Origin of the sequence: Ochrobactrum sp. C6C9, assembly GCF_022627935.1 — a bacterium.
Taxonomy (GTDB): Bacteria; Pseudomonadota; Alphaproteobacteria; order Rhizobiales; family Rhizobiaceae; genus Brucella; species Brucella teleogrylli.
In genome coordinates, this window is sequence record NZ_JABXGB010000022.1 from 1 (window position 1) to 18800 (window position 18800).

Consider the following 18800-nt stretch of genomic DNA (forward strand, 5'->3'; position numbering starts at 1 on the left):
CGCTCATTCATCGAATGAGCGAAACCGCAAAAGTTCAAGCGCAAACCCAAAATCAATGGGGCAGAGACGGCGCATACAATTCAATCAGTCTCTCATGTACCACACATCTATATACGGATGGCCGGGGAACAGTCTGAGCATTTGGGTGATATGGTTCGCTGAGAATGTAGATTTCGAAACCAAAGGTGCGCTTGCGCGATCCTTGTCCTTTATCATGTCGATATCTGGCCTCGTTGGTATGGGAGCATTACTGACGCGTCTAGATGTTAACAAAGCTGTCGCCGTATCGCTGTTGGTCTTCGTGGCCTTATGGGCGCCTTTTGTCGTTTTCTCATACCAAATTCACCCTGAAGCGTTCGGGCTTTTTTTTTGCTACTGTCGCTCTGATTGCATGCGCCAGATATGAGCAGTCAAGTAGTCATCTGTCCTTATTGATTGGTTGGGCGATGGCGTTGCTTGCTTTTTTATCCAAGCAGCCTTTCCTGATATATCTGATCATTCCCCTGTATCTCGGCTTCTAAACCCTAATGGGGTCCGAGAGGAAAATACACGCATTCATACTGCATGCGGTTACGTTTACATGTGTTGGTCTGGCGACCGTTTTCTTGTCTGATCCATACATCATATTGGATTTTCAAGGTTTTTTTAGTAAACAGGTAGCAATTCATACTCATCATCTTCATATAAGCAGTTCTCTGTTATACTCATCCGGTCAATGGGCAAGAATACTGGTATTTTCGGATCCTTGGTTTCTTCTTGCGCTTGTCGCTTCTGTAGTGGTTTTTGTCAAATCTCGTTCGCAATTCCTAAAAGCTTGCGCCTTGGCAAACTTTGGGTTTCTTTTTGTTCTGATATTTATGCTTAAGTTCTTTTTTCTTAGGTCGTATCTGTATCCAGCATTGCCGACTAGTCTGGTGGTCATTGCCGCGCTTCCTACGCTTGTGCCCAGAAAAGTGAAGCTGCCAACTACCTTGGTCATGGTCTTTGGGTTAATTGGGCTCGCAGGATACAATAGCGTCACTACGCTCGGTTCTGTCGCGTCTTCGTCGTCATTTTCGCAAACTGCCGCTGTTGATACGATGAATGAAATCAGTTCACATGCAACTAGGGATATTACGGCGGTATATTCTGCGAATTTGCCTCTCAACAGCGCGCCGTTTGGGAAAGCATACAATAGTTTTCAGTTCACGCCTGACAATACGGTTGAGACAGTTGTATCTCTCACCCCTGATATAATCATTGTCGATAAGTTTTGGCCTTACAGCGATCCAAAATTATACGAGGCGGCTGCACGGCGACTTGGTCTTGTTAAATTTACTGTAACTGGGAAGCTCCAGAAAGCGCTCTGCGATTACCAGGGGTCGTCTAGTCTAGCGGACTGCATGTCGGCATCTTTTGGCGAGCATGGTTCCGCTCCGCTTCCAGTCTACGAAATCTATGTTGGTAAGCACGGTAGAAAGCTAATCAGCTCTGTAACGGCTGATATTTAGGAAAATGGATTGGCCTATTAAGACAGATCTTAGATTCCTTTATTGTTGGCGCAATTTCATGGGGGTATTTGTTTGACCGCATCAGATAGATGCTTGGCTTGATCACGGGGTTTGATCCCCCGCACAGACAGCTAACTTGTTGCTCCTAGCCCGCCGCAAAAGAGTAATGGGTATAATTGCAGGATGAACGGCCCCCGTTTCGGATGCGAAATATGAGCTTGACTTGGCGGCTTGGCATGACAGAAGGTCTGGGTCTGGGTCTGGGTCTGGGTCTGGGTCTGGGTCTGGGTCTGGGTCTGGGTCTGGGTCTGGGTCTGGGTCTGCGCGTTTGCATGGGAAGGCAATGTTAATATGAGAACTCACCAATCGGAGTACTGGGACCAATTCTACACAAACGTCGACACAAGTTCACCGATCTACCCATCTCAATTTGCTGCGTTCGCGCTCGGTGAAGCGTCTTTCGCAACGAAGGTTATAGAGTTTGGTTGCGGGAACGGACGAGATGCAGAGTTTTTTGCATCGCAGGGAAAAGACGTTCTTGCGTTTGACGCCTCAGAAGTGGCGATAAATCTTTGTCAATCCCGCAACTGCCGAGACAATATTTTGTTTAGAAAATTTGCGATAGGCGATCCGCTGGAGGAAGGGTTGTTTGGCTCCACTGAAACAAAAACTCTTTTGTATGCTCGGTTTTTTCTCCATGCTATTACCGATGAACAAGAGCGTCAGTTTGTGTCGCTTGCCTCTGATATACTGAAGGAAGGTTCGGTATTAGCATTAGAGTACCGATGCTCCGGTGATGAAGAAAATAACAAGATATTCGGCAATCACTACCGAAGATATATTCGACATGAAGACCTCTGTCAGTATATATCTGAAAATGGTTTTGAAATTTTGTATGAAATAATAGGTAAGGGTCTCGCTAAGTATAAATCGGAAGACGCTCTTGTCGGAAGATGTATTGCGGCAAAAAGGTAGTGCGGCAATGACGACAAGCACTGCAGAAAAGATATCAAAATTTTTCCGGGTTAATTACCAGAAATGTAGAAATAAATACCTGTTAAAGCGGTTCGAGATGATTATGGACCGGATTAATGCTACTGGCGAGGTGAATGGAGTTAGACTCTGTTTCCTAGATCTATTCCCGTCGCATCACCAGTTCTCTGGAGAGCTTATCAAGCAAGTGGCATTGAGGCGCCCAGTTTGTCTGCTCGTATCGGATCGTTCGCACCCGGCCTACCGCAAACGAAACCAGATGAAGAATGTGCACGTCTTCCTTCTGGACAAAAGATGGTTGTCGTTTTGCTTGAACTGGTTGCGTATACCGTATCTTGTCACACCGGCCTCCCACCTGCACCCAAGCTCTGTTCGGCCAGAACTCTTAACAGTACATTTGTATCACTCGCTCGTAAGTATGCATGCGGTTTATGGTGACGACGCATTCGACACATACACGCATTTTTTTGCGTGCGGCCCGCACCATGAGAGAGAGGTGAAGGCTATCAAATTGGCACGAGGCTTGCGTCCGGCTACTGTTTTTCAAATCGGCTATCCGAAACTCGATGAACTTGCATTTAATTTCGAGGGAAGAAAGAGCACCTCAGAGAACCGTAAAACGATACTCTTGGCGCCGTCGTGGCACCCTGAGAACCTTTTGAAGATGCATGGCGATACTATATGCCACGCGATCATGCAGCTTGGCTACAAACTTATAATCCGGCCGCATCCTCATCTTTTCGACAGGGACAAGGTTACGATGGCCAAGCTGCGAGCAATCGCGCGCTCTTCTAATGGCATGATGACAATTGAAAACCCTAACCGGGAGTTTAAGTCTTTTTGGATGGCCGATTTGATGGTTTCTGATTGGTCCGGCGTCGCTCTGGAGTACGCGTTTTGTACTGAACGTCCTGTCGTATTCATTGATGCACCTAGGAAGGTGAGTTCAGTCGACTTGCTTAAGCTCAACCTGCCTGCTGTCGAAGAAAGCTTGCGGTCCGAAGTGGGTGTTATTGTGGATGTTAATGGCCTTCAAGCGGGGATTAATCAAACTCTGTCGTTGCCCACACATCATTGGCAACAGCGCATCCAAGCGGTTCGCAATAAAAACATTTACAATTTCAAGAATAGTGCAAAAATTGGTACCGAGACGTTAATCAAAATCTCAGAAAGATCGGATATGCTCTCGGAATACGATATGCCAAGAGAACGAATTCTTGAATTTATTGATCATTATTTCAATTGATGGTATTGGTAAGATATTTATTGATGTGCACCGCGAATTTGGACCACGGAGAACTGGAATTTTCCGGGTTTTTGCACTGAGCCCCAAGATTGGACCGCCGGGAATTAGAATTTTCCGGCTCCTATGCCAATGGCGGGCTGATGACGCCATCGGGATTATGCAAGGCAATCGGCACGTTATATCCGATTGCCGAGTGAGGACGATCCTTATTATAGTGTCGACGCCAATTCTCCAACTTTTCGCGCGCATCTTCAAGCGTTAAGAACCAGTGTGCGTTCAGGCACTCGGCGCGAAGCTTACTGTTGAAGGCTTCGATGAACCCGTTATCCGTCGGCTTTCCGGGTCGGGAGAAGTCCAGTGTGACCTTGTTGGCATAGGCCCACAGATCGAGGTCACGCGAAACAAACTCACTTCCATTATCAACCCTTATTGTCTTCGGATAACCAGCACGACGACACACTTTCTCAAGTGTCTGAACGACATCCTCACCACGATAACTGAAGCGCGGATCGGTTGCCGGCGAGTAGCGTGAATGCGTATCGACAATAGTCAGAATCCGGAGTTTCTTTCCTGTTGCCAGCTGATCATGCACAAAGTCCATCGCCCAAACATCATTCGGCCCGATCGCTGGTTGACGATCCTCACGCAGCTTGGCCTTGACACGACGTTTCGGATGTTTATTCCTGAGCTGAAGTCCTAACTCATTGTATATTCGACGTGTTTTCTTCATGTTGATGGTCCAGCCTTCGCGACGAAGCAGGACGTGTACGCGACGGTAACCGTATCGCACACGGGTCTCACCAATCTCTTTGATCCGCTTCTCAACAGCGGCCTGCACGGTGCGGCGGGACTTGTAATTGATAGTCGATCTTTCGAAGCTTAGTGCTGCACAAGCCCGTCGGATGGATATTCCCCAATCAACAAGCATTCCCGCCACCAGCTCATGTTTCCGCGCAGGCCTTAAAGTTTTCGGCGGATCACATCCTGCAACATCTCCCGATCAAGCGTGAGGTCTGCAACAATCCTCTTCAGCCGCGTATTTTCCTCATCCAAGGCGCGCAGCCGCCGTATCTCATCAGGCAGCAGACCTGCATACTTTTTCTTCCAGTTGAAATAAGTTGCCTGGCTGATCCCGCTCTTGCGACAGATTTCCGCGACCGGAACGCCGTCATCTCCCTGCTTGAGAATAAACACCTTCTGAGCGTCCGAAAACTTCGATGCTTTCATGCCTTCCACTCCTTCTTCCAGCCAGGAAAATAGCGCGGAAAACTGTCATTATAAACGGTCCAGTTTTAAGGGAGCAGAGCAGTATCTCCTGTTCCGGGCATCTAGCCGAAGTCAGGCTGAAATTACGCTTATCCCCCTGTTCAAATTTCCGAACCAGCTGTTTTTGCTTTGCGCAAATATGTTCCTTGTCTTATGCCTTAAACACTGACTGAACTGTTAGTGCACAATCACCCCAAACGATAACGCTTTTCGGGTGTGATAGTGCGGTTTAGGTTCAGTGAAAGCATGCGGTGTGGAGCGCCGCGCACAACATCGGTGAGGAGCATTATACCGTGAGCAGCAATGAAACTTTCGCTTCGGGAACTTTTGTCGGGCGTGCATGGAGCCCGACGGCCAAAGGGCCGGTTCTGGTGACTTTGCGCGCAGGGCGCGTCATCGACATTACCACCAAAACTGCACCGACAATGCGCGACCTGCTTGAACTGGACGATGCGCTGGCTCATGTGCGTGCAACCGCCGGACAGGATATCGGTTCGCTGGAGACATTGTTTGCGGGCAAGCCCGGTGATGAAAACACCCTCCACCTTTTGGCGCCGAACGATCTGCAATCGATCAAGGCTTGCGGCGTCACCTTCGCCCGCTCCATGGTTGAGCGCGTGATCGAGGAACGTGCGGCTGGTAATCCCGAACTGGCGCTGAAAATCCGTGAGCGCGTCGGCGCAATCATCGGCGATAGCCTGCGCAACCTCAAGGCAGGCTCGGAAGAAGCGGCCCGCGTCAAGGCGGCGCTGATTGAAGAGGGCGTCTGGTCGCAATATCTTGAAGTGGGTATTGGTCCCGATGCTGAAGTCTTCACCAAGAGCCAGCCCATGTCGGCGGTCGGTCATGGTGCGGAAGTGGGCCTGCATCCGATTTCCACCTGGAACAACCCGGAGCCGGAAGTGGTACTTGCGGTCAACAGTCAGGGGCAGGTTAAGGGCGCGACGCTTGGCAACGACGTGAACCTGCGTGACGTTGAAGGCCGTTCGGCCCTGCTGCTCGGCAAGGCCAAGGATAACAATGCGTCCTGTTCGGTTGGCCCGTTCATTCGCCTGTTCGACGAAACCTATTCGATGGACGATGTGCGCTCGGCGGAACTGGCGCTGAAGGTCGAAGGACCGGATGGCTATGTTCTCAACGGTCGCAGCACCATGAAGGAAATCAGCCGTGATCCTTTGGATCTGGTTGCCCAGACCATCGGCAAGCACCATCAGTATCCCGATGGTTTCGTGCTGTTCATGGGAACGTTGTTTGCGCCGGTCGAAGACCGCGACACGCCGGGGCAGGGCTTTACACACAAGATCGGCGATGTGGTGACCATCTCCAATCCGCAGCTTGGTGCGCTGACCAACACCGTGCGCCTGTCGACGGAATGCAGCCCGTGGCGGTTCGGCTCGTCGCATCTGATGCGTAATCTCGCATCGCGTGGCCTGATCTGATTTTATCGATTTGCGCGGCGGGTAAGCCACCGCGCACGTTACCTGAATGCTCAATAAGGGCTGTCGACTTTGCCCATCTCGACATAGACGGTCTTGATCTGGCTGTAATGGGCAAGGGCTGCAACGCCGTTTTCGCGCCCGATACCGGACTGCTTGTAACCGCCGAACGGCACTTCCACGGGCGTCAGGTTATAGGCGTTGATCCAGCAGGTGCCTGCCTTGATCTGGCCGATCACGCGGTGACCGCGCGCGATATCGGCGGTGAAAACACCCGCCGCCAGACCGAATTCGGTATCGTTAGCCCGTGCGATGACTTCATCTTCATCCGAAAATTCCAGAACGCTCATGACCGGTCCGAAGATTTCTTCGCGCGCGATGGTCATGGTGTCGGTCACGTCGGTAAAGACGGTCGGTTCGATGAAGTAACCCTTATCGAAGCCCTGTAGCTTGGGAATGCCGCCGCCGCAGGCAAGCGTTGCGCCTTCGGCTTTGCCTTTTTCGATATAGGAGAGAACCTTGTCGCGCTGGGCGCTGTTGACGAGCGGCCCCATCTGGGTGGCTTCATCCAGCGGGTCGCCGATGCGAATCTTGCGCGTGCGCTCGACCAGCCGCTCGACAAAACGCTCGCGAACCTTCTTATGCACGAAGACGCGGGTGCCGTTGGAGCAGACCTGTCCGGTCGAGTAGAAATTGCCCAGCATCGCACCGCCGATGGCGCTTTCGAGATCGGCATCGTCGAACACGATCAGGGGCGACTTTCCGCCCAGTTCCATCGTGACGTGTTTCAGATGTTCGCCTGCCTGCGCCATGATGCGTTTGCCGGTCGGAACCGAGCCGGTCAGCGAGACCTTGGCCGTCTGGCGATGATTGACGAGCGCCGCGCCCACATCGCCGTAGCCCTGAACGACATTGAAGAGGCCATCGGGCAGCCCAGCTTCCTGATAGGCTTCCGCCAAAGCAAGGGCCGAAAGGGGCGTGTTTTCCGATGGTTTGAAGATGAAGGCGTTGCCCATGGCGAGTGCGGGAGCGGATTTCCACGCGGCGATCTGGATCGGATAGTTCCACGCGCCGATACCGACGCAAATGCCCAGCGCTTCGCGCCGCGTATAAGCGAAGGAACCGCCGAGTTCCACGAATTCACCGTTGAAGCCGGAAATGATGCCGCCGAAAAATTCCAGCGCATCGGCAGCCGAAGCCGCGTCCGCAACCAGCGTTTCTTGAAGCGCTTTGCCGGTATCGAGCGTTTCGAGCTTGGAGAGTTTCTTGTTCTTCTCGCGCAGAATTTCCGCCGTCCGTCGCAGGATGCGACCGCGTTCGACGGGCTTCAACGCCGCCCATGCTTCCTGCGCTTTCATCGCCGCCGCATAGGCGCTTTCGATCACGCTTGGCGTGGCGGAATAAAGCTTGGCGATCTGTTCGCCGGTCGCCGGATAAATCACGGGAAGCGGCTTGCCGTTTTTGTCTTCCACGTATGACCCGCCGATGAAGTGCGAGGCCTTGGGTTGTGCTTTCATGGTGTGTTCCTTCGAAAAGAAGGGAATAGGGCAGTAGGGGAATAAGGGAGTATGTTTTGGCTGCGAACAACATACTCCCTTATTCCCCTATTCCCTTACTCCCCTAACTAGCGGTCCGACACCTGCCAGCGCGGATTGATCCACGGTTCCTGATTGGAGCGTGCCAGCGGTGTGCGGCCAAGGATATGATCGGAGGCTTTTTCGCCGACCATGATCGATGGCCCGTTGAGATTGCCATTGGTGATGCGCGGGAAGATGGATGAATCCGCCACGCGCAAACCTTCAACGCCGATCACGCGGCATTCAGGATCGACCACCGCAAACGGATCGTCAACCGCTCCCATCTTGACCGTGCCGCACGGGTGGAATGCACTTTCGACATGCTCGCGGATGAAATTGTCGATTTCATCATCGGTCTGCACTTGCGCGCCGGGCTGGATTTCCGCGCCGCGATAGGGGTCGAAGGCCGCTTGCCCGAAAATCTCGCGTGTCAGTCGCACGCAGTGGCGGAAATCGGCCCAGTCATCTTCGTGCGACATATAATTGAATTGAATGACAGGCTTTTCACGCGGGTTGGCGGAACGCAACGTTACGCTGCCGCGCGACTTGGAGCGCATGGGCCCGACATGGGCTTGGAAACCGTGCGATTGCGCTGCGGCCTTGCCGTCATAGCGGATCGCCACCGGCAGGAAGTGATACTGAATATCGGGATATTCCACGCCCGCTTTGGAGCGCACGAAGGCGGCGGATTCAAAATGGTTGGTCGCGCCGTCACCGGTTTTGAAGAACAGCCATTCGGCACCGATCTTCGCTTTAGAGAACAGGTTCAGCTTGGAATAAAGCGTGATGGGTTGGGTGCATTCCTGCTGGATATAGACTTCCAGATGGTCTTGCAGGTTCTGCCCGACGCCGGGGCGGTCCGCTACTACCTCGATGCCGTGTTCTTTCAGATGCGCCGCCGGACCGATGCCGGACAACATCAAAAGCTTCGGCGAGTTGATGGAGGAAGCGGCGATGATCACCTCGCGCCGCGCGCGGATGGTCGAGAAACTGCGTCCCGCCTCGATCTCCACGCCAACGGCGCGCTTGCCTTCAAGCACGATCTTGCGCGCAAGCCCCTTGACCAGCTTGACATTGGGGCGCTTCAGCGCCGGTTTCAGATAGGCATTGGCCGCAGACCAGCGACGACCATTATAGATCGTCTGCTCCATGGGGCCGAAACCCTCCTGCTTCTGGCCGTTATAATCTTCCGTCACTTCAAAACCGGCCTGATGTCCCGCTTCGACAAAGGCGTGAAACAACGGATTGTCGCGCTTGCCGCGTTGGACATGCAACGGCCCGTCGGTTCCGCGCCAGCCCTCTTGCCCACCATGCGCATTTTCCATGCGCTTGAAATAGGGGAGCACATCGGCATAGGCCCAGCCCTGCGCGCCGCTTTCCGACCAGAAGTCGTAATCGCGGGCATGGCCGCGCACATAAACCATACCGTTGATCGAGGACGAACCGCCCAGCACCTTGCCGCGCGGCGTGACAAGGCTGCGCCCGCCAATATGCGGTTCCGGCTCGGTGGAAAAACCCCAGTCATAGGTTTCCATATTCATCGGAAAGGAGAGGGCGGCGGGCATCTGGATCAGAGGCCCGACATCCGGGACGCCATATTCAATAACGATTACCGAATAGCGCCCGTCTTCCGACAGGCGATAGGCCATGGCCGAACCGGCGGAGCCGGAGCCGATGATGACGAAATCCGCTTCCATGCTCATGTTCTCACCGAAAGCTGAACTGCAATATAATCTTCCACCAATGCAATGGCGGATTGGGCGTCGGGCGCGTCGGCGCCGAGCGCATGACGAATGTAAAGCCCGTCGATCATCGCGCCCGCACCTTCAGCAATGCGTTGCGCCCGCTCGCGGCCCGTGAGTTGCTCCAGCGCGAAGACCAGATTGGAGTGCAGGCGGCGCGCATAAATGCGCAAAAGCCGCCGCGTGTCTTCCGACTGCTGGGCGTGCACATAGAATGTCAACCAGGCGGCGATGGTTTCCTGCGTGAACTGCGCAGCGGAAAAATTGACGGCGATGATGGCTGCAATGCGTTCGCGCGGCGTTTCCGTCAGCTTCACAGCCTCATTCAGATCGCGGCCCAGTTCGCGCAGCAAATGGCGCATCGTGGCGAGGATGAGCTTGTCCTTACCGCCGAAATAATGATGCGCGAGCGCAGGCGAGACGCCCGCTTCATGGGCGATCTGCGCAACGGTCACATCCAGCGAACCGCGTTGTCCGATGGTGCGTATGGCGGCGTCGATCAGTTCACGCCGCCGCAGGGGTTCCATCCCGATCTTCGGCATCGTCTCAATCCTTGTCCGATTTTCAGACCTGTTGAGCTATTTTATCTTTGATTGACTCATCAATCAATAAAAACTGTGCCTTGGTTTGGATGGCGCGGACCGAGCGGGGAGAAGGCTTGCCGGGGCGCTACGCGCCGCCTACATTCATGGAATGAGCAGAGCGTTTACAAAAGAACAGGATGATGCGCCGACCGATCTCGGCGAGCGTCCGATCAGTCCGCATCGCAATCTTGTCACGCCGACCGGCCTGAAGATGATGGATGACGAGATTGCGCGTCTCCAGCGTGAACTTGCAGAAGCCAATGTCGCCGGTGAGCGCTCGGCCATCGCGCGCATATCGCGTGACCTGCGCTATTGGACGGTGCGGCGTGAAACGGCGGAATTGTCCGTGCCGGATACCGACAGCGATGTGGTGCGGTTCGGCATGACCGTGGAGCTGGAAAATCTGGACGATGGCAACAGCCGGACATGGACCATCGTGGGCGAAGATGAGGCCGATCCGTCAAGCGGAAAGATCTCGCATGTCGCGCCGGTCGCCATCATGCTGTTCGGTAAGCCTGCTGGCGATGTGCTGAAGATCAACGGCAAGGATTGGGAAATCGTGTCGATCAAGGCTTAAATTTAGTCTTCCACCACCACGCTGTGATCGCGGAAGAAGGCGGCAGCACCATTTTCGTCGATTTCACCGGATGCTATACCCATTGTAAAACTGTAGAGCAGACCGTCATCGGCGGTGAGCATATAACCGTTGATCGCCAGAAAGGTGACCGCGGTAACAATTGCCGTGCGCTTGTTGCCATCCACGAAAGCATGGTTGCGACCCAGTCCGAAGACATAGGCCGCAGCGATGTCGGCATGATCGGGATCGCCGTAGACAACTTTGTTCTGCGCCCGCCCCAGCTCGGATTCGAGCGCGTTTTCATCGCGCAGCCCCTGCGCGCCTCCATGCCGCTGCAACTGCTCGACATGGATGGCTTCAACAACGCGACGTGACAGAAAATGCCAGCTCATTCGGCGAGCTTCTGCAAGGCGACCTTATATTTGTCCATGACTCTGCGAGCCGCTTCCATCTGCTGCTCGAAACTGTCGTCTACGGGTTCCAGCGAAAGACCGCTCTGCGTCTCGACGAGTTGCAGCTTGTCGCCGGTTTTCAAATTTAGCCGTTCGAGCACTTCCTTGGGCAGGATCACGCCTTCGGAATTGCCGATCTTGCGCAAAGTGACGTTCATGACTTTTCTCCTATGTTATAACCGATGATATAACATAGTTGCGCCCTTGTCGAGAAGGAGCTCAGAGCCAGCCCTTGCGGCGGAAATAATAGAGCGGCAACAGGGCCGAGGCGACCATCAATCCGAGCGCCATCGGATAGCCCCAGGGCGATGTTAGTTCCGGCATGAAGGAAAAGTTCATGCCGTAGATGGACGCGACCAGCGTTGGCGGCATGAAGCCCACGGCGGCGACGGAGAATATCTTGATGATGGCATTCTGCTCGACCGAAATTAGTCCGACGATGGTGTCGAGCAGGAAGGTGACCTTGTTGGACAGAAAATCCACATAGGCAGTCAGCGATTGCATGTCGCGTTCCAGGGACTTGATCCAGGAGCGGGTTTCCTTTTTTCCCGTCGCCGGATTGCTGGTTGCTGAAAGATAGACCAGCATGCGGCTTATGCCTGCAAGACTTTCACGCATGCGCGACAGAAAGGTTCCCTGACCGCCGATCTGGGTCAATATGTGCCGGAAATCCTGCGTCGTCATTGGTCGCGCCTTCGGCTGGCGGCGATAGATGGAGTGCGAAGCGGCGTCAATCTTGCCCGCCACACCTTCCAGAATATCCGCCAGGCGATTGGTGGTGGCTTCGGTGATGCCGAGCATGATCGAAAGCCCGGTGCATTTGGCGGAAATCAGCCCGTTACCCGGCTTGGTGGAGCGCAGAATATAGGTGGTGAAGGATTTGGGGTCGGCATAGCGCACGGTAATCAGGCGCGAGCCGTGCAATATGAAGGTCACCGGCGCGAGTTCGCGATGATCGAGATCGACGGCATGGAGGATGGGCACGGTGAGATATTGTGCGCCGTTTTCCATGTAAAAGCGGCTCGATTCCTCGATCTCGGTCATGTCTTCGCGGGTGGGGATGGCAATGCCGGTCCACGCTTCGACAATATGATCTTCATTGACGCCGGGTGTGGAAAGATCGATCCAGATCACGCTGTCCGGTAATGGTGTGCCCGGTTCGACTTCCGTTTTCTCAAGGTGATCTCCGGAAAGGCTGTAGAGCGTGATCATGCTGGCACCTGCTGGCTGCGAATGAAAATACAATCTGCGCGAAAATTGTTAGAGCATTTTGAAGCCAAATGAAAATATTCGGGCGCACGCAAGTGCGGGATTAGCCCGGACTGTGACAAGATAATCGCGCCTGTTGACAGGTTTAGCGCGCTCCGCTAATTCATCAAGTCATCCGATGAATTTGGCAAGCTCTATGAAGACGGTTTCACGCAAAAGCCTGACGGAAGCGGCGACGCAATCCATTCGTTCCGAAATCACGTCGGGGCGCTGGGCTGTGGGCGAGCAACTGCCGAATGAAGCCCAGCTTTCGGCGCGGCTTGGTGTCAGTCGTGGCACGGTGCGCGAGGCCGTCCGGGCGCTTGTGGCACAGGGCATGCTGGAGACACGTCAGGGCTCGGGCACCTATGTTCGTTCTAGGGCCGACACGGCGCGCAGTCTGAACCGCATACGCCATACAAGCTTGCGCGACCGGCTTGAAATGCGTGCGGCGCTGGAAGTGGAGGCTGCGCGCCTGGCCGCGCAACGCATAACGCCGCAGACGATTGCGCATCTGGAATCTATGCTGGCTTCACGCGGTCTGCGCGAGGAGACCGACCGGGCGACGTTCGTTGAGCGCGATTTTGCATTCCATGAAGCCATCGCCGCAGCTTCCGGCAATGATGCGCTGATCGAAGTTTATGGCTTCTTTTCCGCATCGATCCGCGAATCGATAGAAGCCACGCTGGATGGCGAACTGCCGGAACCGGATTATGAGGCGCATCGCCAGATCGTTGAAGCGATCGCGACCGGCGACCCGGACAAGGCCAGCGCGACGGTTCGTCGTTTTATGGCCCCCCTGATTGAAGAACTGGAAAGGTTGCTCGCATCATGAGCCGCATCAATGCCGTGCCCCCCGCAGCACGGGAGGAGTACACCATGCCATCGCAGCCGGAACAGCTTGTTGATGCTGAAGCGGACAGCGTTCCGCCGCCCTCTGCGCCGCAAATGCCGAGCAAGGCTTCACGCATCCTGCTGGGGCTGAGCCTCGTGCTGATTGCCGCCAATTTGCGTCCGGTTTTTTCCAGTGTTTCGGTGCTTTTGCCGGAAATCATCGATGGAACCGGCATGTCGTCGCTGGCTGCCGGCGTGTTGACCACCTTGCCGGTCGTTTGCCTTGGCGCATTCGCGCCCTTCGCGCCGCGTCTCGCCCAGCGTTTTGGTGCCGAGCGCGTGCTGCTGGCCGTGCTGGTTGTGTTGACCATCGGCACCGGGCTGCGCGGTATCGGGTCTTTCTGGTCGCTCTATATGGGCGCAACACTTGCCGGGGCGGCGATTGCCATGGGCAATGTGCTGCTGCCGGGGGTGGTGAAGCGCGATTTTCCGAAGACCGCCGCGATCATGACCGGTCTTTACACCATGGCGCTTTGCGGTGGTGCAGCTTCGGCGGCGGGCTTCACGATCCCGATCAAGAACATGCTTGGCGGCTCGTGGAATCTCGCTCTGGCGTTCTGGGCCATTCCGGCGGCGCTGGTTCTGGTATTGTGGCTGCCGCAGGCGCTGCGCAGCAAGCACAATGTCGCGCATTCGGGCTTCCGCGTCGTGGGCCTTTGGAAAGACCCGCTTGCCTGGCAGGTGACGCTTTTCATGGGGCTGCAATCGTCGACGGCCTATATCGTGTTCGGCTGGCTGGCGCCGATCCTGCGCGAGCGGGGTATGAGCCCGGCTGCGGCGGGCGGTCTGGTGTCGTTTTCGATCATGGCGCAGGTCGTGACATGCCTGCTGATCCCGTCCATTGCGGTGCGTCAGAAAAGCCAGAGCTTTATCAACGTCTTTCTCTGCGCCTGTGCATCGCTGGCACTGATCGGCTTTCTCTATCTGCCGCAATGGAGCTTCTGGATACTGGCAATCATTCAGGGCATCGGGCAGGGCGGATTGATTGCCGCTGCAATGATGGTGATCGTGCTGCGCTCGCCGGATTCGCACACGGCGGCGCATCTGTCCGGCATGGCGCAATGCGTCGGCTACATTCTCGCGGCCATCGGCCCGCTGGTCGTCGGCATGATTCACAGCGCGACGGGAAGCTTTGCCGCAAGTGGCCTTTTCTTTGTGATTCTGTGGGTCGGGGCCAGTATCAATGGCTGGCTGTCAGGACGCGCCCGCCATGTGGGGGCGAGAACGATAAACAAAGAAGCATAAACAAAAACCCCGGCATTGCCGGGGTTTTTTCATTACAGAGTGTTCGTTCTCAGACGAACTGGCCGAGACCCGGGATCGAGCCGATCACCGCATCGACCGGCGCATCGCCAGCCTTTTCCTTGGCGAAGCGAATGGTTTCCTTGGCAACGCCGGAAATTTCACCCATGCCGAGACCAGCGCCCATGAGCTGCGAGCCGAGGCCCATCACGCCACCCATCAGGTTGGACAGAAAGCCGCCGCCCTTGACCTGCGCAACGGCTTCTTCCGCACCCGGAATAGCGGCCAGAAGCTGCTGAACCTGATCCGCCGGGCCTTCCTTCTGAAGGAATGCGAGGATCATGCCGACAGACTTTTCTGCCGTCGCGGCATCGATGCCGACATTCGAGGTGATGCGTGCGATCAGTTCTTCCATGGAAACTCTCCCAAAAATCTTACGTTTACGTAATATGCATTCTCGCTATCGCTTTGCAAGCTTGTCCGGATCAAAAATATAGGGAAATTTTTCAGCTGTTGTGACAGCAAAACCGGTTCTCTCTGTGGAGCATGGGCTTTATCGTTGTCGCATGACGATGCGGCAGTTATATCTGAAAAAACTGCGCTGTGGATGTGCCGGTCGAAATGAGGAGCAAATCGCCTGATGACTGCTGACGATGCAATTTTCCTTGGCGCAAGCCGCAAGCCCGACGATTCCTACCAGCAGCCGGAATATCTGGCGCTGAAATATGGCAACAGGCACGGTCTGGTCACCGGCGCGACGGGTACGGGTAAGACCGTGACCTTGCAGGTGTTGGCGGAAAGCTTTTCCGCCGCCGGGGTGCCGGTCTTCTGTGCCGATATCAAGGGCGATCTGTCGGGCATTGCCGCTATCGGCGTTGCAAATGACGGCCTGAACAAGCGGGCCGAGGAAATCAAGCTCAAGCCTTACGAGCTGCGCGCATCGCCGGTCATTTTCTGGGATATTTTCGGCGAGCAGGGACACCCGGTTCGCGCCACCATTTCCGAAATGGGGCCGCTGCTGCTGTCGCGCCTGATGAATCTCACGGAAGCGCAGGAAGGCGTGTTGAATATCGCTTTCCGCCTCTCGGACGAAGAAGGCCTTCTGCTGCTTGATCTGAAGGATTTGCAAGCCATCCTCAAGGAAATGGCGGAGCGTTCCGCCGAGCTTTCCGGCAAATATGGCAACGTCAACAAGGCGTCGGTCGGCGCGGTGCAGCGTTCGCTGCTGGTGCTTGAACAGCAGGGTGGGGCCAAATTCTTCGGCGAACCGGCTTTGACCATTGCCGACCTGATGCGCACGACGACGGACGGGCGCGGCGTGGTCAGCGTGCTTGCCGCCGACAAGCTGATGATGAGCCCGCGCCTTTATTCGACGTTTCTACTCTGGCTGATGTCGGAACTGTTTGAAGCGCTGCCGGAAGTGGGCGACCCGGACAAGCCAAGGCTGGTCTTTTTCTTCGACGAGGCGCATCTTCTGTTCGATGAAGCGCCGAAAGCGCTGGTCGACCGTGTCGAACAGGTCGTGCGTCTGATCCGTTCCAAGGGCGTCGGCGTCTATTTCGTGACGCAGAACCCGCTCGACGTGCCGGAAACGGTTCTGGCGCAGCTCGGCAACCGTGTGCAGCATGCGTTGCGCGCCTATACGCCGCGCGAGACCAATGCGGTGAAAACCGCCGCCGATACGTTCCGTCCCAATCCGGATTTCAAGACGTTCGACGCGATCACCAATCTGGCGACCGGTGAAGCGCTGGTCTCCACCTTGCAGGCCAAGGGCGTGCCGTCCATGGTGCAGCGCACCCTCATTCGCCCGCCTTCGTCGCGCATCGGCCCGCTGACGCCGGAAGAACGCGCCAGGATCATCGCCGCAAGCCCCGTCTCGGGTCAGTACGATACGGTTGTTGATCGCGATTCAGCATTCGAGATGCTGGCGCGCAAGGCGCAGAACGCGACGGTCGAGCAACAGAAAGCCAAGCAGGAGGAAGAAGGCGGCGGCGGAATACTTGGCGACCTCCTCGGCACGGCATTGGGCACGGGCAAGCGCTCAGGTCGTCAGACCGTTGCGGAAACAGCCATGAAGTCCGTTGTGCGTACGGTCGGCAATTCGCTGGGTCGCGCATTGGTGCGCGGCATTCTCGGCAGCTTTAAGAAGTAAGGCAGTAAGGCAGTAAGGCAGTAAGGCAGTAAGTGAATAGGGCAGTAAGTTTTCAGTCAAGCAAAACATATTGCCCTACTGCCTTACTGCCCTATTGCCCTAAACTTACATTACCAGGATCTGAGACTTCGGCGGCACACGATCATAAAGATCGATGATATCCTGGTTGAGGAAGCGCACGCAGCCCGACGAAACCGCCTTGCCGATGGACCACCATTCCGGATTGCCGTGCAGGCGATAGAGCGTGTCCTTGCCATCCTGGAAGATGTAGAGCGCACGCGCACCAAGCGGGTTCTTGAGGCCCGGAGCCATGCCGCCATTGGCAGCGCTGTACTGGACCAGTTCCGGCTGACGGGCGACCATTTCATCCGGTGGCGTCCAGCGCGGCCACTGGCGCTTGTACTGGATCACAGCGCGACCGGACCAGGCAAAGCCTTCTCGACCGATGCCGACGCCATAGCGCAGCGCCTGACCATTATCGAGCACGAGATAGCAGAAGCGGTTGGAGGTATCGATGACCAGAGTGCCCGGCATTTCACCGGTAGGGTCTTGTACGACCTGACGCAGATAGCGCTTGTCCATCTTCTGGATCGGGATCGCCGGAAGCTGGAAGCCGCCATCGTTGACGGAAGCATACATCTGCTCCCAGCCGCCAAAGGACGAATCCACATTGGCCTGCGGCGTTCTGTTGATCGGGTTGCCGGACGCATCGACATCGATGATAGGAACATTCTGTCCCAACTGGGCGCAACCGGCGAGACCGGCAGCCGCAGTGGCAGTCATTGCCGTCAGGAAAGAGCGGCGGGTGAGGGTCGTTTGCATAAGAAAACCAGACTAGTGACGGGAGGGTTATGAATACAACAATCAGGGTTAACGAAGTGCGACCAAACCAGATATGGTAGAGGCGCCGTGGGTGGAAGGCATGGGCTCGGGCAAGTGTTACCCGAAGCCTGAAGAATTAACTGACCGGAAAACGCCCTAGAATTGTGGCGCGGAGCCGGTGTGAATAGGGCCTAAAAGTGGCGAAAAGCCCCCCGTTGCACGCGTGTTGCGCTCACGACACAATTTTGCGGGCAATCAGCCTATTTGGAAGAAGCCCGGTAATTCAAATTTTAGTGAAATATTCTTTTTCGCCGCTTGGCGTGTCAGCCAAGAAGCTGGAGACTCGGCAAAATCAGCGCAGGCGCGAACGCTTTATACTCGTCCGGTTGGCCCGAGCGATTGATCCACACGCCGCGCATGCCGAACTTGACCGCGCCAGCCACATCCCAGCGATTGGACGACTGGAAGGAGATCGCGGACGGATAAAGCCGCCATTGCATGGTGATCAGCTCATAGGCCGAAGGAGATGTCTTGTATCTGCGCACGGCATCGACCGAAATGACATCATCGAGAAGAACGTCGAGGGCCGCCGATTTCACGGCGGCTTCCAGCATGGCAGGCGAGCCGTTGGAGAGGATCGCAAGCCTTGCGCCGCGATCCTTGAGATTTTTCAGCGCCGCGGGCACTTCCGGATAGCAGTCGAGTTTCCAATAGGCGTCGAGCAGGTCGTTGCGCAGCGATGGATCGACGGAAGGATAGCGCGCAAAGGCGAAATCCAGCGACTCTTCCGTCAGCTTCCAGAAGTCGCTGTAAGCGCCCATCAGGCTCAGCACCCATGAATATTCAAGCTGCTTGGCACGCCACAGTTCCGAAAAGGCGCGCCCGTCGGGTCCGGCCTTGTCCGCATGCCGCCGCACCGCCGAATGGACATCGAACAATGTGCCATAGGCGTCGAAGACATAGGAACTAATTGTACCGGACACGGTTACCCCTTTATCGATGCGGCGATGCGGAAATCCTGAATGGGGTTCATCCTACTGTGATTTCAATAATATTTCATTGCCGCTCACGCGGTTGGG

At 55.5% G+C, this 18800-nt stretch carries 19 protein-coding genes; 9 read left to right on the plus strand and 10 right to left on the minus strand.

Going from position 1 to position 18800, the window contains the following annotated elements; all coding sequences use genetic code 11:
• Positions 1–605 precede the first annotated feature (605 nt).
• From HWD97_RS16950 to HWD97_RS16965, 4 genes are all read left to right on the plus strand, one after another.
• The gene (locus tag HWD97_RS16950; RefSeq protein WP_371835278.1) at positions 606–1490 is read left to right on the plus strand and encodes a hypothetical protein; all 885 of its coding nucleotides are present in this window, start codon (positions 606–608) and stop codon (positions 1488–1490) included.
• A 212-nt stretch (positions 1491–1702) separates the two neighbouring features.
• Entirely contained in the window at positions 1703–1840 is a 138-nt protein-coding gene (locus HWD97_RS16955; RefSeq protein WP_371835279.1) for a hypothetical protein, read from the plus strand.
• Between the two features lies 1 nt (position 1841).
• Positions 1842–2465: a class I SAM-dependent methyltransferase gene (locus tag HWD97_RS16960; RefSeq protein ID WP_371835280.1), complete on the plus strand. Its 624-nt coding sequence runs from the start codon at positions 1842–1844 to the stop codon at positions 2463–2465.
• On the plus strand, positions 2434–3729 hold the full coding sequence (locus tag HWD97_RS16965) for a CDP-glycerol glycerophosphotransferase family protein (protein ID WP_371835281.1): 1296 nt from the start codon (positions 2434–2436) through the stop codon (positions 3727–3729). The genes HWD97_RS16960 and HWD97_RS16965 overlap by 32 nt, the downstream gene beginning before the upstream one ends.
• A gap of 121 nt (positions 3730–3850) precedes the next feature.
• Here HWD97_RS16965 and HWD97_RS16970 read toward each other — a convergent pair.
• A protein-coding gene (locus HWD97_RS16970; protein ID WP_371835282.1) for an IS3 family transposase occupies positions 3851–4956 on the minus strand; the annotation gives its coding sequence in 2 pieces (ribosomal slippage) (positions 3851–4695 and positions 4695–4956; 1107 coding nt in all).
• 332 nt (positions 4957–5288) lie between these two features.
• Between HWD97_RS16970 and HWD97_RS16975 the strand changes: the two genes are divergently transcribed.
• A complete protein-coding gene (locus HWD97_RS16975) occupies positions 5289–6434 on the plus strand; it encodes a fumarylacetoacetate hydrolase family protein (protein ID WP_371835283.1) in 1146 nt (381 codons plus the stop codon).
• A 50-nt stretch (positions 6435–6484) separates the two neighbouring features.
• Here HWD97_RS16975 and betB read toward each other — a convergent pair whose 3' ends face one another.
• From betB to betI, 3 genes are all read right to left on the minus strand, one after another.
• Positions 6485–7948 (minus strand): betaine-aldehyde dehydrogenase, encoded by a 1464-nt coding sequence (gene betB / locus HWD97_RS16980; protein WP_339439886.1) that lies wholly within the window; start codon positions 7946–7948, stop codon positions 6485–6487.
• 107 nt (positions 7949–8055) lie between these two features.
• On the minus strand, positions 8056–9705 hold the full coding sequence (gene betA, locus HWD97_RS16985) for a choline dehydrogenase (protein WP_339440994.1): 1650 nt from the start codon (positions 9703–9705) through the stop codon (positions 8056–8058).
• A 2-nt stretch (positions 9706–9707) separates the two neighbouring features.
• The gene (gene betI / locus HWD97_RS16990; RefSeq protein ID WP_371835284.1) at positions 9708–10292 is read right to left on the minus strand and encodes a transcriptional regulator BetI; all 585 of its coding nucleotides are present in this window, start codon (positions 10290–10292) and stop codon (positions 9708–9710) included.
• 151 nt (positions 10293–10443) lie between these two features.
• Between betI and HWD97_RS16995 the strand changes: the two genes are divergently transcribed.
• Positions 10444–10911 (plus strand): GreA/GreB family elongation factor, encoded by a 468-nt coding sequence (locus HWD97_RS16995; protein WP_371835285.1) that lies wholly within the window; start codon positions 10444–10446, stop codon positions 10909–10911.
• A 2-nt stretch (positions 10912–10913) separates the two neighbouring features.
• On the opposite strand, the gene HWD97_RS17000 is transcribed toward HWD97_RS16995, so the two are convergent.
• From HWD97_RS17000 to HWD97_RS17010, 3 genes are all read right to left on the minus strand, one after another.
• Positions 10914–11303 carry a type II toxin-antitoxin system death-on-curing family toxin gene (locus HWD97_RS17000; protein ID WP_140024904.1) on the minus strand — a complete coding sequence of 130 codons (390 nt, stop codon included), beginning with the start codon at positions 11301–11303 and terminating at the stop codon, positions 10914–10916.
• Positions 11300–11521, minus strand: a complete 222-nt coding sequence (locus HWD97_RS17005) for an AbrB/MazE/SpoVT family DNA-binding domain-containing protein (protein WP_109368573.1) — start codon at positions 11519–11521, stop codon at positions 11300–11302. Before HWD97_RS17005 ends, HWD97_RS17000 begins: the two co-directional genes overlap by 4 nt.
• A gap of 61 nt (positions 11522–11582) precedes the next feature.
• Positions 11583–12575 (minus strand): magnesium transporter CorA family protein, encoded by a 993-nt coding sequence (locus tag HWD97_RS17010; RefSeq protein WP_109370193.1) that lies wholly within the window; start codon positions 12573–12575, stop codon positions 11583–11585.
• 193 nt (positions 12576–12768) lie between these two features.
• Between HWD97_RS17010 and HWD97_RS17015 the strand changes: the two genes are divergently transcribed.
• On the plus strand, positions 12769–13446 hold the full coding sequence (locus HWD97_RS17015; protein WP_371835286.1) for a FadR/GntR family transcriptional regulator: 678 nt from the start codon (positions 12769–12771) through the stop codon (positions 13444–13446).
• Positions 13447–13490: 44 nt separating this feature from the next.
• Entirely contained in the window at positions 13491–14750 is a 1260-nt protein-coding gene (locus HWD97_RS17020; protein WP_371835323.1) for a CynX/NimT family MFS transporter, read from the plus strand.
• 49 nt (positions 14751–14799) lie between these two features.
• Here the strand turns inward: HWD97_RS17020 and HWD97_RS17025 are convergent, their stop codons facing one another.
• On the minus strand, positions 14800–15162 hold the full coding sequence (locus HWD97_RS17025) for a hypothetical protein (protein WP_109368576.1): 363 nt from the start codon (positions 15160–15162) through the stop codon (positions 14800–14802).
• A 225-nt stretch (positions 15163–15387) separates the two neighbouring features.
• Here HWD97_RS17025 and HWD97_RS17030 point away from each other — a divergent pair, with 225 nt between their 5' ends.
• Positions 15388–16899: a helicase HerA-like C-terminal domain-containing protein gene (locus HWD97_RS17030; protein WP_371835287.1), complete on the plus strand. Its 1512-nt coding sequence runs from the start codon at positions 15388–15390 to the stop codon at positions 16897–16899.
• A gap of 105 nt (positions 16900–17004) precedes the next feature.
• Here HWD97_RS17030 and HWD97_RS17035 read toward each other — a convergent pair whose 3' ends face one another.
• Entirely contained in the window at positions 17005–17721 is a 717-nt protein-coding gene (locus tag HWD97_RS17035) for a L,D-transpeptidase (RefSeq protein ID WP_109368578.1), read from the minus strand.
• Between the two features lie 323 nt (positions 17722–18044).
• Positions 18045–18704: a haloacid dehalogenase type II gene (locus HWD97_RS17040; RefSeq protein ID WP_371835288.1), complete on the minus strand. Its 660-nt coding sequence runs from the start codon at positions 18702–18704 to the stop codon at positions 18045–18047.
• Positions 18705–18800 lie beyond the last annotated feature (96 nt).